Origin of the sequence: Pedobacter gandavensis (assembly GCF_032678465.1) — a bacterium.
Lineage (GTDB): Bacteria > Bacteroidota > Bacteroidia > Sphingobacteriales > Sphingobacteriaceae > Pedobacter > Pedobacter gandavensis_B.
Window position 1 is genome coordinate 277,422 of sequence record NZ_JAVTSK010000002.1, and the last position, 14,853, is coordinate 292,274.

The 14,853-nt window shown below is 40.1% G+C and carries 17 protein-coding genes; 6 read left to right on the forward strand and 11 right to left on the reverse strand.

Going from position 1 to position 14,853, the window contains the following annotated elements:
* Positions 1-3: 3 nt before the first annotated feature.
* From lepA to R2Q94_RS04255, 5 genes are all read right to left on the reverse strand, one after another.
* Positions 4-1,791, reverse strand: a complete 1,788-nt coding sequence (gene lepA / locus R2Q94_RS04235) for a translation elongation factor 4 (protein ID WP_316820193.1) — start codon at positions 1,789-1,791, stop codon at positions 4-6.
* 79 nt (positions 1,792-1,870) lie between these two features.
* The gene (locus R2Q94_RS04240) at positions 1,871-2,596 is read right to left on the reverse strand and encodes a copper homeostasis protein CutC (RefSeq protein ID WP_316820194.1); all 726 of its coding nucleotides are present in this window, start codon (positions 2,594-2,596) and stop codon (positions 1,871-1,873) included.
* 27 nt (positions 2,597-2,623) lie between these two features.
* Positions 2,624-3,655 carry a N(4)-(beta-N-acetylglucosaminyl)-L-asparaginase gene (locus R2Q94_RS04245; protein ID WP_316820195.1) on the reverse strand — a complete coding sequence of 344 codons (1,032 nt, stop codon included), beginning with the start codon at positions 3,653-3,655 and terminating at the stop codon, positions 2,624-2,626.
* Positions 3,656-3,685: 30 nt separating this feature from the next.
* Positions 3,686-4,489, reverse strand: coding sequence for a nitrilase family protein (locus R2Q94_RS04250; protein WP_316820196.1), 804 nt, complete (start codon positions 4,487-4,489; stop codon positions 3,686-3,688).
* 24 nt (positions 4,490-4,513) lie between these two features.
* Positions 4,514-5,659: a methionine aminotransferase gene (locus tag R2Q94_RS04255; protein ID WP_316820197.1), complete on the reverse strand. Its 1,146-nt coding sequence runs from the start codon at positions 5,657-5,659 to the stop codon at positions 4,514-4,516.
* 67 nt (positions 5,660-5,726) lie between these two features.
* Between R2Q94_RS04255 and R2Q94_RS04260 the strand changes: the two genes are divergently transcribed.
* Complete coding sequence (locus R2Q94_RS04260; protein ID WP_316820198.1) at positions 5,727-6,494, forward strand: queuosine precursor transporter; 768 nt, start codon at positions 5,727-5,729, stop codon at positions 6,492-6,494.
* Positions 6,495-6,499: 5 nt separating this feature from the next.
* Here R2Q94_RS04260 and R2Q94_RS04265 read toward each other — a convergent pair whose 3' ends face one another.
* The 4 genes from R2Q94_RS04265 to R2Q94_RS04280 all read right to left on the reverse strand — a co-directional run bounded on the left by R2Q94_RS04265 (position 6,500) and on the right by R2Q94_RS04280 (position 8,311).
* On the reverse strand, positions 6,500-6,949 hold the full coding sequence (locus R2Q94_RS04265; RefSeq protein ID WP_316820199.1) for an RES family NAD+ phosphorylase: 450 nt from the start codon (positions 6,947-6,949) through the stop codon (positions 6,500-6,502).
* 2 nt (positions 6,950-6,951) lie between these two features.
* Positions 6,952-7,416 (reverse strand): antitoxin Xre/MbcA/ParS toxin-binding domain-containing protein, encoded by a 465-nt coding sequence (locus R2Q94_RS04270; protein ID WP_316820200.1) that lies wholly within the window; start codon positions 7,414-7,416, stop codon positions 6,952-6,954.
* Between the two features lie 142 nt (positions 7,417-7,558).
* Positions 7,559-7,939 carry a GreA/GreB family elongation factor gene (locus R2Q94_RS04275; RefSeq protein ID WP_316820201.1) on the reverse strand — a complete coding sequence of 127 codons (381 nt, stop codon included), beginning with the start codon at positions 7,937-7,939 and terminating at the stop codon, positions 7,559-7,561.
* A gap of 222 nt (positions 7,940-8,161) precedes the next feature.
* Positions 8,162-8,311, reverse strand: a complete 150-nt coding sequence (locus tag R2Q94_RS04280) for a hypothetical protein (RefSeq protein ID WP_316820202.1) — start codon at positions 8,309-8,311, stop codon at positions 8,162-8,164.
* A 365-nt stretch (positions 8,312-8,676) separates the two neighbouring features.
* Here R2Q94_RS04280 and R2Q94_RS04285 point away from each other — a divergent pair, with 365 nt between their 5' ends.
* Together R2Q94_RS04285 and mgrA are read left to right on the forward strand one after the other, a co-directional pair.
* Positions 8,677-8,856, forward strand: coding sequence for a histone H1 (locus R2Q94_RS04285; protein ID WP_316820203.1), 180 nt, complete (start codon positions 8,677-8,679; stop codon positions 8,854-8,856).
* A 63-nt stretch (positions 8,857-8,919) separates the two neighbouring features.
* Positions 8,920-9,912 carry an L-glyceraldehyde 3-phosphate reductase gene (gene mgrA / locus R2Q94_RS04290; protein WP_316820204.1) on the forward strand — a complete coding sequence of 331 codons (993 nt, stop codon included), beginning with the start codon at positions 8,920-8,922 and terminating at the stop codon, positions 9,910-9,912.
* A gap of 53 nt (positions 9,913-9,965) precedes the next feature.
* On the opposite strand, the gene R2Q94_RS04295 is transcribed toward mgrA, so the two are convergent.
* Positions 9,966-11,108, reverse strand: a complete 1,143-nt coding sequence (locus R2Q94_RS04295; protein ID WP_316820205.1) for a histidine decarboxylase — start codon at positions 11,106-11,108, stop codon at positions 9,966-9,968.
* A 162-nt stretch (positions 11,109-11,270) separates the two neighbouring features.
* On the opposite strand from R2Q94_RS04295, the gene R2Q94_RS04300 reads away from it, so the two are divergent.
* The 3 genes from R2Q94_RS04300 (at position 11,271) to R2Q94_RS04310 (ending at position 14,242) form a co-directional block, all read left to right on the forward strand.
* Positions 11,271-11,741, forward strand: coding sequence for an Lrp/AsnC family transcriptional regulator (locus R2Q94_RS04300; RefSeq protein ID WP_316820206.1), 471 nt, complete (start codon positions 11,271-11,273; stop codon positions 11,739-11,741).
* 8 nt (positions 11,742-11,749) lie between these two features.
* Positions 11,750-12,403 (forward strand): YceH family protein, encoded by a 654-nt coding sequence (locus tag R2Q94_RS04305; protein ID WP_316820207.1) that lies wholly within the window; start codon positions 11,750-11,752, stop codon positions 12,401-12,403.
* A 99-nt stretch (positions 12,404-12,502) separates the two neighbouring features.
* On the forward strand, positions 12,503-14,242 hold the full coding sequence (locus R2Q94_RS04310; protein WP_316820208.1) for a thiamine pyrophosphate-dependent enzyme: 1,740 nt from the start codon (positions 12,503-12,505) through the stop codon (positions 14,240-14,242).
* Positions 14,243-14,296: 54 nt separating this feature from the next.
* Here the strand turns inward: R2Q94_RS04310 and R2Q94_RS04315 are convergent, their stop codons facing one another.
* The gene (locus tag R2Q94_RS04315; protein WP_316820209.1) at positions 14,297-14,827 is read right to left on the reverse strand and encodes an SRPBCC family protein; all 531 of its coding nucleotides are present in this window, start codon (positions 14,825-14,827) and stop codon (positions 14,297-14,299) included.
* Positions 14,828-14,853: the final 26 nt, after the last annotated feature.

Sequence of the window (14,853 nt, forward strand, 5' to 3'; positions counted from 1 at the left end):
TTATTAATCTAATTTAAGTACGGCCATGAAAGCGGTTTGTGGAATTTCCACATTACCTACCTGACGCATACGTTTCTTTCCTGCTTTTTGTTTTTCAAGTAGTTTACGTTTACGTGAAATATCACCACCATAACATTTAGCGGTTACATCTTTACGTAATGCACTAAGTGTTTCTCTGGCAATTACTTTTGCACCGATAGAAGCCTGAATTTTAATTTCAAATTGCTGGCGAGGAATTAATTCTCTCAGTTTTTCGCAGATTTTCTTTCCAAAATCATAAGCATTGCTGCGGTGAATTAATGAAGATAATGCATCAACAGGCTCCTCATTTAACAACATATCTAGTCTTACCAGGTCCGATTTACGGTAACCTATCTGATGATAGTCGAATGAAGCATATCCTTTTGAAATTGTTTTCAATTTATCATAAAAGTCGAAAACAATCTCTCCCATAGGCATTTCAAAGACCAGTTCTACACGGTCTGAAGTTAAGTATGATTGATTTACAATGGTTCCTCTTTTCTGAATACACAATGACATTACCGGACCAACAAAGTCAGATTTGGTAATGATATTGGCTTTAATATATGGCTCTTCTACAGAATCCAGTTTACTTGGATCTGGTAAGTCAGATGGGTTATTTACAATTACCACATCACCTTTTGTTGTTTTTGCAATATAGGAAACGTTGGGAACGGTCGTAATTACCGTCATGTTGAATTCACGCTCTAAACGTTCCTGGATAATCTCCATGTGCAACATACCCAGGAATCCGCATCGGAAACCGAAACCTAATGCTGCAGAGCTTTCCGGTTCGAAAACGATAGAGGCATCATTCAGCTGCAATTTATGCATGGCTTCACGTAACTCTTCGAATTCGTCAGTATCAACCGGGTAAATACCCGCAAACACCATTGGTTTAACTTCTTCAAAACCTTGAATGGATTCCAATGAAGGTCTGTCAATAGTTGTAATGGTATCACCAACTTTTACTTCACGAGCTTCCTTAATTCCAGAGATGATATAACCCACGTCTCCAGTTTTTACTACGCTACGGGGAGCCATATCCAGTTTAAGGATACCAACTTCATCCGCAATATATTGTTTACCTGTATTGATAAATTTAACTTTATCACCTTTTTTAATCTCACCATTAACTACTTTATAGTAGGCAATGATTCCTCTGAATGGATTAAAAACTGAGTCAAAGATCAATGCTTGCAGGGGAGCTTCCGGGTCACCAACTGGTGCAGGAACACGGTCAACAATAGCCTGAATGATATCAGGAATACCCAAGCCTGTTTTACCTGAAGCAGGAATAATATCTTCACGCTTACAACCGATGAGATCAATGATCTGATCTTTTACTTCCTCAGGCATAGCCCCAGGTAAATCCATTTTGTTTAAAATTGGAATAATTTCGAGATCATGTTCTAATGCGAGGTATAAGTTTGAAATGGTTTGTGCCTGAATTCCCTGAGATGCATCTACAATAAGTAATGCACCTTCGCAAGCTGCGATGGAACGAGAAACTTCGTATGAAAAATCTACGTGTCCTGGGGTATCAATCAGGTTGAAATTGTATTCAATATCACCAACCTTATAGTTCATCTGAATGGCGTGGCTTTTAATCGTGATCCCACGTTCACGTTCCAAATCCATATTATCCAGCAATTGAGCCTGAGCTTCACGGTGGCTAATGGTTTCAGTATATTCTAACAGACGGTCAGCAAGTGTGCTTTTTCCGTGGTCAATATGTGCAATTATGCAAAAATTACGTATGTGCTTCATCAGTGGCGCAAATATAGGATTTTGAGTCGATTAATTTATCGGAAATTAATCTTAGTAGGTTGTGCTGACATTAGCATTATTATGAGTTGGCCAGTTGGATCAGATTTTTTACTGTATTGGCATCAGTTTGGTCAAAGCTAAATTCATCTTCACTGGTTCCCATGCTTAAGTTAGGGTTTCTAAATTGCATCGTACTTTTTATCGCATGTTTCGCGGAGGCATGGAATTCTGTAGCACCTGTAATTCGGATGATTTCTGCAATATTCTCAGTTTTAACTCCGGCTCCTGGCATGATTTTGATTCTCCCAGCAGCCTGTTTGATTAAGGCTTTGATCTGGTTTGCGCCTGCTAAAGCAGAGGCTGCTGCACCCGAGGTGAGCACCCTTTCGCAGCCCAGTTCAATCAGGTCTTCCAGCCCTTGTTTCAGGTCGTTACACATGTCAAATGCCCGATGGAAAGTGATTTTCATCGGTTTAGCGAGCTCAATTAATTCCGCACAACGTGCTTTGTCGATGCTGCCGTCTGCATTAAGGATGCCGATGACTACACCATCACAGTTTAATGATTTGCACATTTTTATGTCTTCTTTCATTAAACGGAATTCCAGCTCAGAGTATAAAAAGTCTCCACCTCTTGGGCGGATGATAGGATACACTAAAATGTGCAGTAATTCTTTTGCCAGCTTCAGCTGGGCATAACTTGGAGTGGTACCTCCTTCTGGTAAATTATCGCAAAACTCTACCCTTACTGCGCCACCTTCCTGTGCTGCCAAAGCAGAAGAAAGAGAGTTGGCGCACACTTCCATTTGAATCATTTTCTACAATTTTCGGGTTTAGTAATAGCTTTTTCCAGGGATTAATAGATCGTTCTTTTTCTGGTCACATACTGCATAGCTGAAGCCTTTTTGGATGGCGTAAGCACCGTATTCCCCTTTTTTATTTAAAGCAAGGAAGCCTACCTGAATATTTTTAGCAATTTCAGGTTTCTTCTTAATGATTCTCATGACCGCCTCTTTACAAGCTGCTTCAGGAGTATAACCTTGTCTCATCAGTTCTACCACTAAAAAGCTGCCTACATTACGGATGACTTCTTCACCAACACCGGTAGAAGTAGCACCGCCAACTTCATTGTCTACAAATAAACCGGCGCCGATGATTGGGCTGTCGCCCACACGTCCATGTAGTTTATAAGCCATTCCGCTGGTGGTACAAGCACCCGAAATATTTCCTTTTGCGTCTAAAGCAAGCATACCAATAGTGTCGTGGTTGTATTGATTTCCCGGTAATCGGGTAGGGGCAGCTTTATCGTATAATTTATTTTCGATATTCATGACTGGTGCGTATTTCGCTGTTTTCAGCCATTCTTTCCATGCCTTCTCACTTTCTTTCGTCAGGAGATTTTCTTTTTTGAAGCCGTTTTCTAAAGCGAACTGAAGTGCGCCATCACCTACAAGCATCACATGTGGTGTTTTTTCCATCACCATTCTGGCTACAGAAATGGGATGCATGATATGTTCTAATCCAGCAACAGCACCGCAATTCCCTAAATCATCCATTATACAGGCATCCAGGGTCACATGACCGTCTCTGTCTGGTAATCCGCCATAGCCTACGCTTTGGTTCTTAGGGTCAGCTTCAGGTACATGAACACCTTTTTCTACCGCGTCTAATGCCCTTCCTCCAGCAGATAAAACCTTCCATGCCGCCTGATTGGCGGCAATACCGAAATCCCAGGTGGAAATGACGATAGGTTTTACAGGTTCATTAGTCAGGCTTGGAATCATAGCAGTGGCACTGTTTCTATCGATTGCCAATAAAGAGGCAGAAAGAGCTGATGCTTTGATGAATTTTCTACGGTTAAACATGGTGGGTTCAGGAGCTTTTATTAAAGGATATTAAATAATTTGAAATTGATCAGCGTCTTTTAAGAATGGAAATGCCTTACGGGTTTTTGCCAGTTCTTCGTAGCCGATACTAAAAGTATATAGATCTTCGTCTTCAGGTTTATAATATATGGTTTTGCCCATAGGGTCTATACATTGTGAATGTCCGCTGTGGTATACCTCTTTTCCATCATGTCCTACACGATTAGCGGCAATCACATAACTTTGATTTTCAATTGCGCGGGCAGGAATTAAGGCATTCCAGTGAATGGCACGTTTATCTGGCCAGCTGGCGATCAATAATAAAATGTCGTACTCTTCATTCTGATTGCGCAGCCATACCGGGAAGCGGAGGTCATAGCAGATGGCAAGGCGAATTTTCCAGCCTTTTAGTTCTACGATTACTTTATCCTGTCCTGGGGTATAGTTTTGATCTTCTTCTCCTAAACCGAACAAGTGTCTTTTGTCGTAATGACTGTAGCCACCATCCGGCAGCATCCAGATCAATCTGTTGTAATAATGGCCGTCTTCCTTAATGATCAGACTGCCGGTAACCACACATTCATATTTTTGCGCAATGTCTTTCATCCATTGCATGGTTTTGCCATTCATTTCTTCAGCAAGAGCTGGAGCATTCATGCTAAAACCGGTATTAAACATCTCAGGAAGTACAATCAGGTCTGTTTTTTCTTTAACCCCTGATGACAATCTTAAAGATAGATTTTGTAGGTTCTTGTCAATATTCTCCCAAAATAAATAGGCCTGGAAAATAGTGATTTTCAGGTTTTTAATACTTAGGTAATCTGGACTTTCCATTATTGTAATTTAAAGGGATGTAAATTATAATTTAACTAGTCTTTCAACGGCTTTTTCCAATGTTTCTTGCTTTTTAGCAAAACAAAACCTTAAAACATGGTGGTCCGTATTCCTAATGTAGAAGGCTGAAACCGGGATGGAGGCAACTCCATATGTTTTGATTAACCTTTCGGCCATGGCGACATCTTTTTCATCGCTGAGGTGCTCATAGCTAACGCATTGGAAATAAGAACCATTACAAGGTAGTAATTTAAACTTAGTTTCAGCAAGAAGCCCCCGAAACAAATCTCGTTTTTGTTGGAAGAAGCCGGACAGGCCAAGAAAGGTTTGAGGGTCTTTTAAATATTTTGCTATGCCTACCTGCATAGGTGTATTTACACTGAACACGTTAAACTGGTGCACTTTGCGAAACTCTTTCATCAACTGTTCCGGAGCCAGGCAATAACCTAATTTCCAGCCTGTGGTATGTAGTAGTTTACCAAAGGAAGCTACCACAAAGCTTCTTTCACGAAGTTCTGGATATATAGCGACACTGTGGTGCTGCTTTCCATCGAAAATAATATGTTCATATACTTCATCACTTAAAATCATGATGTCCGTATTCCTGGTTAATTTGATGAGTGCTTTAATGTCTTTGTCAGACAAAACACAGCCTGTTGGGTTCTGAGGGCTATTCAGAATGATCATTTTGGTATTGGCAGAGAATAGTTTTTTAACCATTTCCCAGTCAATTTCATAATTTGGAGGAGCAAGCTCATAAGGTTTTACAAGTCCACCCAACATCTTGATGGTAGGTGCATAAGCGTCGTAAGCCGGCTCAAAAATAATGACCTCATCTCCAGGATGAATGTAAGCGCTTAAGGCCGTAAATATAGCCTGAGTACCACCTGCAGTGATGTTGATCTCTGTTTCAGGATGATAATTTGCCCCGTAAAGCTGGTTCATCTTTTCAGCGATGATTTCTCGTAGGGCAGGTAGACCTGTCATAGGTGCATACTGGTTAAATCCTTGTCGCATGGCATCAGCAACATATTCGATGAGCTTCGGATCACATTCATAATCGGGAAATCCCTGAGACAAATTAATGGCCTGATGTTCTTCTGCTAATTTGGACATGACCGAGAATATATTCGTTCCTGTGCCAGGTAGTTTTGATTGTGTCGCTATCATGTGGGAACGAAAATAGAAATAATATTTATCCTCTTATATCAGATTAATTTAATAATTTCATCCTGGTATGACTTTTAAAACAAAAGAAAGCAGATTATTGCTCATTCTAGGCTCCTTTTTTGTAGCCAATGCCATCCTTTCAGAATTTATAGGGGTAAAGATATTTACAGTTGAAGGTACCTTGGGAATTAAGCCATTTGATATTAATCTGCTTGGCGTTCCAAACCTTTCTTATAATATGTCAGCAGGAGTCCTCACCTGGCCTTTGATCTTTATCATGACCGATATCATTAATGAATACTTTGGACTGAAGCAAGTACGTTTTTTATCGATATTGGCGGCGATCTTAATTTCTTATGCTTTCTTTGTGGTAGCTGCAGCGATGAAACTTACGCCCTCTGATTTTTGGGTGAACCAAACTATTGATGGACAGGCATTAGATATGAATGTGGCTTTTGCAGGGATATTTGGGCAGGGTATGTGGATCATTGTGGGATCTGTGATTGCTTTTTTAGTTGGACAAATTGCAGATGTCCTTATTTTTCATAAAATCAAGAAAGTAACAGGGGAGCGTGCTTTATGGCTGCGAGCCACAGGATCTACGCTGATTTCTCAATTCATTGACAGTTTTGTAGTGATCTTCATTGCCTTCTATCTGAACCCGCAATACCATTGGAGTTGGCAAATGGTGGCTGCAATAGGGTTGGTAAACTACACCTATAAATTTGTCGTTGCCATTTTGATGACCCCTTTCCTATACCTGGTGCACGGTATTATTGATCGTTATCTGGGGAAGGACCTCTCACAACGGATGATAAAAATGGCAGGCAGGTAAAATGCTTACATTTTAATCCTTTTGTCGAATACAAAGGCTTCGCATTTCAGTAGTTTAATGTATTTAAAATCCGGGTGATTGGGATTGATGAGGTAATTGGATTCTGCAGGGATAATGGAGGAGGGGACTTTTAATATGGCCGTTTTACCTTGTCTGATCCAGGCTTCACCAAGTTCCTGACTGTGGTGCATTTGTTCAAAAGTAAACCAGTCCTCAGGCAGTGTTTTTAGCGCAATGTTGCCAATAGGGAGGTCATCTGGAATTTCGATGGTCATGACCTGAAAAGAGTTGTTGAGCCCAAACTGGTTTCTGTGGACAACATTTTCCAAACAGGCGAGGGAACGTGATCCTGCGCTGTAAATAACGGAGCTGTCGTTGGGATTCCATCTTGCAGCTCTGCCCGAGGCCACTAAAGCAGTAGCGTATCTGCTTAAAACAATTCGGAATACCTGCATTTTTAAGCCAGATCTCCGTAAGCAATCCTAATGAGTTCTTCTTCGATCAGGATAATTCCTGTGAAGGTATCCATTAAATCAAAAGGAATCTGGTTGCCAAGACCATAGGCCGGGGTGTTGAGCCAATGATGAAAAGCCTTTGCCGAACCAAAAATTTCAATTCCTTTTTCAAAAAGAGAGAAAGATTTTAAGAGCTTCTCACTTAAGGCAGCATCCAGTTTTGAGGAATTTGAAACATAATTCTGAATGGTTTTAACATTAGTTTTAAATGTATCCTGGAATTCATCTCTACTGAAACCCGAAAGACTTAGAAAATCCAGTGCAGCTTTAGCAGATAATCCGGATTTAGAATTCTTGAGCAGACTGATGGAATCATGGTATAGTGACTGGTATGGAGCGATTAACTCGGTCTCAGCTACTATTGATGCACTTGATTTATCTTTAAGAGGTTTTGGTGTAGTTGCCATGATCATTGATGTTGCTCTATTCGAATATACAGAAAAAATTCCGTAATTATTGGAATATTTTCCTGATAAAAAAAACCGCCTCCTGGTCATTGTATTTCAAATACAAAAATGGATGCGGTTTTTATTCGGATATATTCTGAGTTTAGCTCATTTTCTTTACTTCCAGGATCTTGAACTCCTGAATGCCATCAGGCATCTCCCAATTGATAATGTCGCCGGTCCTATAGCCAAACAAAGCAATACTGATGGGCGCAAAGACAGATACTTTCTGTATTTTAATATTGGCTTCTTCGGGCATTACAATTTTAAATGTGAACTCTTTATCCGTTTTAGTATTGGCAATTCTGGCTTCAGATTTAAGACAAACTACGTCTTCAGGAAGGTCCTGATCTGCATATATAGTCGCTTCTTTGATTTCTTTTCTTAATTTTTCTTTATTGTAGGAACTCATGTTCGACTTGTCCAGGTGTTCTTTTAATAATTTTAAATCACTTTTTGAAAGGGATAATGTTTTTGTTTCCATGTTTTAAATGTCTTAATGTGAGGATTAAATAATTAATTTCTTTTAAGGGTACAGGGAGCCACAACTGAAAAAAATACGATATTACACCTTACCTGATTAGGTTTTTAGTGCAAAAAAAATAAATAAAAAAGTATACTGCTATTTTTCTAAATTTTAAAATAACGAAATTCATCAGAAGAAAAATGCCCCTGAACCGAAGAGTAGAATGAAATGATTCGGGGCTTAATTAATAAAGTCTTTACTTGTTATCTGGTAAGTAAAGCCGAAGGGATAGTTCTCCCTGAAAAATCTTTTGAACAGGGCATAGGCTTGCAACTGACTCTTATTGTAAGTCATTAATGTTGCCTGATATCTACCTGTTCTTTGTTTCATTATTGCTAATCTCGGTAGGTTTTTTATTAAATCAAAGTAAAAGGAGATTTAAATTGAATTCCTGGAATTAATTGACACTGCTGTTATCGTTCTACAGGCTTAAATCAGAAGGGAGGAGGAATTCGGTATGGCGATGAATCTATAAATTTTAAGTTAATTAATCAGCATCTGGACAAAGGTAAAGCGATGGAAGAATCTGCATTCTGCTGCATTAATGAGGCTTGTTTAACGTTAAAATTCAGCTTTAGGAGGGGTAATAATGATAAATAAAGGCCGATTTATCATTAAAAGCGCAATAGAAGGGAAGTTATGTACGTTTATTTCCAAAATAATATATATTTGGCCACAAATTAAATAAACAAAACATGGAAAAATTTTCAAAAGTTAAAGAATTATTAGCTTCTATCGAAGCTGACGCTGAGAAGTTTTATAGTGCAGGAAACAGTGCTGCAGGAACGAGAGTACGTAAAGCTATGCAGGATTTAAAAGTTCTTGCTCAAGAAATCCGTACCGAAATTACAGAGAAAAAAAACAGCGATAAATAATATCGATTTATTCGAAAACAACAGCCCTTTCAACAGGGCTGTTGTAATTTAATTCCCCAACTCATGCCTTATACCGCCGCCCCAAACAGATATACTCAAATGCAATACCGCAGATGCGGAAATAGTGGATTAAAACTTCCGGCAATTTCCCTTGGATTATGGCATAACTTCGGACATGTTGATCAACTGGAGAACTGCAGTAACATTTTAAAATTGGCTTTCGACAATGGAATTACCCATTTTGACCTGGCCAATAATTATGGCCCTCCTCCAGGATCTGCTGAAGAGAATTTCGGACGTTTATTGAAAAGAGACTTCGAAGGGTATAGAGATGAGATGATCATTTCTTCAAAAGCAGGCTATACAATGTGGGATGGTCCTTACGGGGACTGGGGTTCTAAGAAATACCTGGTTTCCAGTCTGGATCAGAGCCTGAAAAGAATGGGTTTGGAATACGTAGATATCTTTTACCACCATCGTCCGGATCCTGAAACTCCATTAGCTGAAACCATGGCGGCATTAGACCTGATCGTTCGACAGGGTAAAGCGCTTTACGTGGGGATTTCAAATTATAAGGCAGATGAAGCTGAGGCTGCCATGAAGATTCTGGAGCAATTGGGGACACCTTGCCTGATTCATCAACCAAAATACTCTATGTATGAGCGTTGGATTGAGGGTGGATTGCTGGATTTGTTGGGAAATAAAGGAGTTGGATGTATCCCCTTTTCACCGCTAGCCCAGGGAATGTTAACTGATAAATACCTGAAAGGTATTCCTGAAGATTCCCGCGCGGCAAAATCGCATGGCGCATTACAGCAGGAACAATTAACCCCGGATAGACTGAGACAGCTGAATGAATTGAATGTTCTAGCTGAGGGCCGCGGACAAAAACTCGCACAAATGGCTTTATCCTGGATTCTAAGGGACGAACGTGTCAGCTCTGTATTGGTTGGAGCCAGTAAACCTGAGCAACTCTCAGATTCACTAAAATGTTTGGACAACCTCAGCTTTAGTTCTGAGGAACTTTTCCGGATTGATCAGATTCTAGCTTCATAGTGTCAGAAAAAGCAAAGTCTTCAATATACATTAAAGACTTCGCCTGATCATTTTTATGCAATTATAGCTGAGCTGAATTCAAGCTCTGCCTTTAAATCATTTACAAAATGGTCAATTTGTGCCTCGGTTACACCTGGCATACAAATCACATGACTATTTCCATCTTCCGTAGCAATCTGCCATTTTTGTCGCAATGCGATAGAAGGGGCAGGAAATACCACCGTTAAAGCAGAAGGATTAGTCCATGCCGGTACACCAATGTCATTTAAACTTTTTACCGTATAGGCAGCGGTTTCCAGACATTCTAATGCACGCTGTTTTAGTCCTTCTTTACCCAGTTTTTTAAGGGCATACCAGATGAAAACAGGACTATGGCCGTTTCTGCTTCCGGTAATTGTAGTATCTACAGTACCGATATATGGAATCGCTTTTCCAATTCTGTCTTTATAGTTCTTTTTAACCAATACCAGCCCGCAAGGAATAGGAGAGCCAATAAACTTATGTCCGCTGATGGCCATACTATCAGTCCCATAGTTAAAATCAAAACCTGGTTTTAAGTCCAACAAAGCACTATAGGTGCCTGCTAGGGCAGCATCACAATGGATATAGTGATTTTTGATGGCTTGCTTACGTAAGATCTGCTGAATCTGCTGCAAATCATCCTTAGCCTCCATCATGGTAGTTCCAATGTTTGCCAGAATAATTACTGGCTGATCTCTATGCATTTGTACCATGGCGTCCAGATCCTCATAATCCATCTCTCCGTTTTTCTGTGTTCTGATGACAATACTACGTAGGTTAAGGAGCTGAATGTTCTTTTGAACGCTATAATGGGTAGCTTCAGAGTAATACACAATCCCGTTAGGGTAGAGTTCTCTGGCCACGTATAATCCATATAAATTGCCTTCTGATCCACCGTTGGTCACATAGCCCCACCAGTTATGCTTTGGCGCATTGAACAGCTCGGCAAAGAATTCCAATACTTCCAGTTCCAGGGAACGGGAGTTTAGATCATAGGTAGATTCTACCCAGGGATCTCCCACATTATTTAAAGGTAGTTTTAATAGTGGGTACAGTTCTGAATAGTCAAAATCCTGTGCAATTGGGTAACCGATAAATTGTTTAGCGCGCTCCTCAGCGAGCTGCATATAAGTGCTAAGGCGCTCGTTATCTTTTGTATTTAGTGGAGTTTTCATTGGGTAGTAATTATATTTGGTATTTAATTCTTCAAAATTAGATAAGTGCCATATTATTTTCTTCGATTATATCATATTCAATTAAAAACACTGTATTTTTTATTTTAAACAGTAAAAACCACCATATTTGTGCCCTGCTGAATCCCATTTCAGTAAAATGCTATGATGGAGAAATTAGATAAACTGGATACCAGGATTTTAAATATCCTCCAAAAGGATGCTTCTTTAAGTACAAAAGATATCGCTGCTGAAATTGGCTTGAGTGTTTCCCCAACTCATGAACGCATCAAGCGACTGAAATCTGAAGGATATATCGAAAAATATGTGGCTTTGGTGAATAGAGAAAAGCTAGGAAAACATCTGTTGGTTTTGTGTACCGTCACTTTAAAGGAACAATCCATTGCGACCTTAAAAAATTTTGAAGAATCGGTGATTCAGTTTAAAGAAATCCTGGAAGTACTGTGTATTGCAGGTGGACAAGATTACCTGCTGAAGATTGTCGTAAATGATGTAGACGATTACCATACTTTTGTGGTGACTCATTTATCCTCTCTTTCCAATATTTCTACTTTAAGCAGTAGTTTTGTGTTAAAAGAGATCAAAAGAGAAACTGCATTCCACCTTATTTTCTAACTTTAGGCATGGAATCTATACAAACTTTGCCCGAATTAAACGCAGAGGAACTTCGTGTGCTAGGCGTTTTAATGGAGAAATCTAAAACCACTCCTGAATATTATCCAATGACCATCAACAGTCTTACAGCTGCCTGTAATCAGAAAACCTCACGTAAACCAGTGCTGCAGTACGACGAACAAACGGTGGTACTGGCTCTGGATAGTCTCAAAAGAAAAGGGCTGATCTCTACAGCAACAGGAGGATCCAGCAGGAGTATAAAATACAAACATAATTTTGCCATTGTCTTTCCTGTATTACCTCAGGAAGTGGCTATTCTTTGTCTATTAATGCTCAGAGGCCCTCAGACTCCGGGAGAACTCAATACCAATTCTGGTAGGTTGTATGAATTTGAATCTTTGGAAGAAGTACAAGCTGTATTGGAACGCCTTACTGAGGCCAGACCTCCATATGTGATTCAATTGCCTAGAAAGGCAGGACAAAAGGAAATGCGATATGCCCATCTACTATCTGGTACACCGGATTTTAATGCAGATGATTCCTTTGAAGAAGCTGTTCAGAAACCTTCATCAGAGCTGGAAAACCGGGTGCTTAAACTGGAAACTGAATTGGCAGAATTGAAAACTGCTTTTGATCAATTGATGAAAGAGCTGATGGGCTAAAATGAGATCCGATTAAAACTATCAACAAGGCTTGGTGTTATCCTACATAGCATCCAGGCCCTATTGTCCTGTGGTGTTATTGTACTTAAACATCATACTATGTCTAAAAAAGTAGCAGAACAATTGGTAGATATGCTGGTTGCAGCAGGTATTAAGCGCATTTACGCGGTAACTGGTGATAGCCTGAATGAGTTGAATGATGCGGTAAGACGCAACGATCAGATCCGCTGGATTCATGTCCGGCATGAAGAAGCTGGGGCATATGCTGCAGCCGCCGAAGCGGAATTACATGGCCTGGCCTGTTGCGCAGGAAGTAGTGGTCCCGGGCATGTTCATTTGATTAATGGACTGTATGATGCCCATCGTGCCGGTGCTGCAGTACTGGCGATTGCTTCCACCTGTGCAACTACGGAATTCGGTTCTGGTTATTTTCAGGAAACCAACACGATTAAACTATTTGATGATTGCAGTAATTACAATCAGATTGCAACTACTCCAGCTCAATTGCCAAGAATGACGCAAGCGGCTTTGCAACATGCATTTCATCATAAAGGAGTGGCCATTCTTGGCTTACCTGGAGATGTAGCCAGTATGGATGCGGAAGACAGCCTATCATCAGATAAAACCTATTTTTCTAAAGCGAGTATATGTCCTGCAGAAGAGGATTTACGGGCACTTTCTCATTTGATCAACCAGCACAAACGGATCGCCATATTTTGCGGGATTGGTGCTGCTGAAGCACATGATGAGGTGGTTAAACTAGCTGGAATGCTTAAAGCCCCAGTGGGCTATTCCTTCCGTGGTAAAATGGGGATTCAATACGAAAATCCTTATGAAGTAGGGATGACCGGCCTCCTCGGATTACCATCAGCCTATCATAGTATGCATGAAAGTGATCTGATTCTTTTATTAGGTACAGATTTCCCTTATGTTCCTTTCATTCCCCAGGATAAAATTTTAGTACAGATCGACAGTAAACCAGAAAGATTGGGTAGGAGGGCGAAACTGGATATGGGGCTTTATGGTGATATCAAAACCAGTTTAAGCGCTTTAATTCCTTTATTGGATGTAAATACAGATGACAGCTTTTTGAACGCGCAGTTGCAAGTATATGAAAAAGTAAAAGAGCAGCTCAATACCTATGTGGAAGATAATGGAGAAAAGGAAGCCATACATCCAGAGTCTGTTGCTTTTGAAATCAATAAACTAGCTACCGAAGATGCCATTTTTACGGTAGATACAGGAATGTGTTGTGTTTGGGGATCCAGATACATCCATGCGACAGGAAAACGAAGTATGTTGGGCTCTTTTAACCATGGTTCAATGGCCAATGCAATGCCACATGCGATTGGAGCAGCCTTGTCCAGTCCTGAGCGACAAGTGGTTGCCCTATGTGGCGATGGTGGGATTTCCATGCTGCTGGGTGATTTGGCCACTATAAAACAATATAATCTACCCATTAAACTCATTGTTTTTAACAACCGCTCCCTTGGCATGGTCAAATTAGAAATGGAAGTAGCAGGACTTCCTGATTCGGAAACAGATATGGTAAATCCGGATTTCGCAATGCTGGCTACTGCTATGGGCATTAAGGGGATGACGATAGATGATCCTGAACATTTGGAAGCAGGAATGAAAGCCGCATTCGACCATGATGGGCCAATATTGGTCAATGTAATGACCGATCCTAATGCCATGGCTATGCCACCTAAGATCGAGTTCAAGATGATGAAAGGAATGGCGCTTACCATGACCAAGCTCATGTTAGGTGGAAAATTTGAAGAAGTATTGGATACTGTAAAATCCAATTACAAACACCTAAAAAGTATCATCAATTAAATAAAAAAAGCGGTTGACTAAAATGTCATCCGCTTTTCATGCTAAATTTTATGATTATTTTTCAAGGATAACCTTCAAATCTTCCAATCCTTTTTGCAAGTCTTTACCCAACATGTCTTCCATATTCATACATAATATCATGAGGTTCATTGGGTACTTCATGCTGCCACTAAATCCCCATTTTACCTTCGTTTGTCCATCAGTTACAGCTTCAGTAATCATATAAGCCTGATCATTGGCCTCAAAAGGTACCTTAAAGCGTAAAGCCATATCCATGCGTTCGCCCTCAGTAATTTTGGTGATTTCCTGCTCACCGGCACTTTCTTTGTCGTCCCAGGCATAAACAAAACCAACGGTGCCGTCAGTGCCCTTGTAACTGGTTTTTTTATTAGGGTACATTCGGTTCCATACGCTGTAATTGTCCTGGTTCTTAATGAATTTAATGTAATCAAAAACCTGCTGCTTCGGCTTATTGATCACGATTTCCCGTTCTACAGCGTATTCTTTCTTCACAAATAATGCGACGATTAAAGCCAGAACGATCAGACCTACAATTCCAGTAAGGATCACTTTAAGAATTTTCATTGTTGTTGGGTTTAGGTGATTTTTTA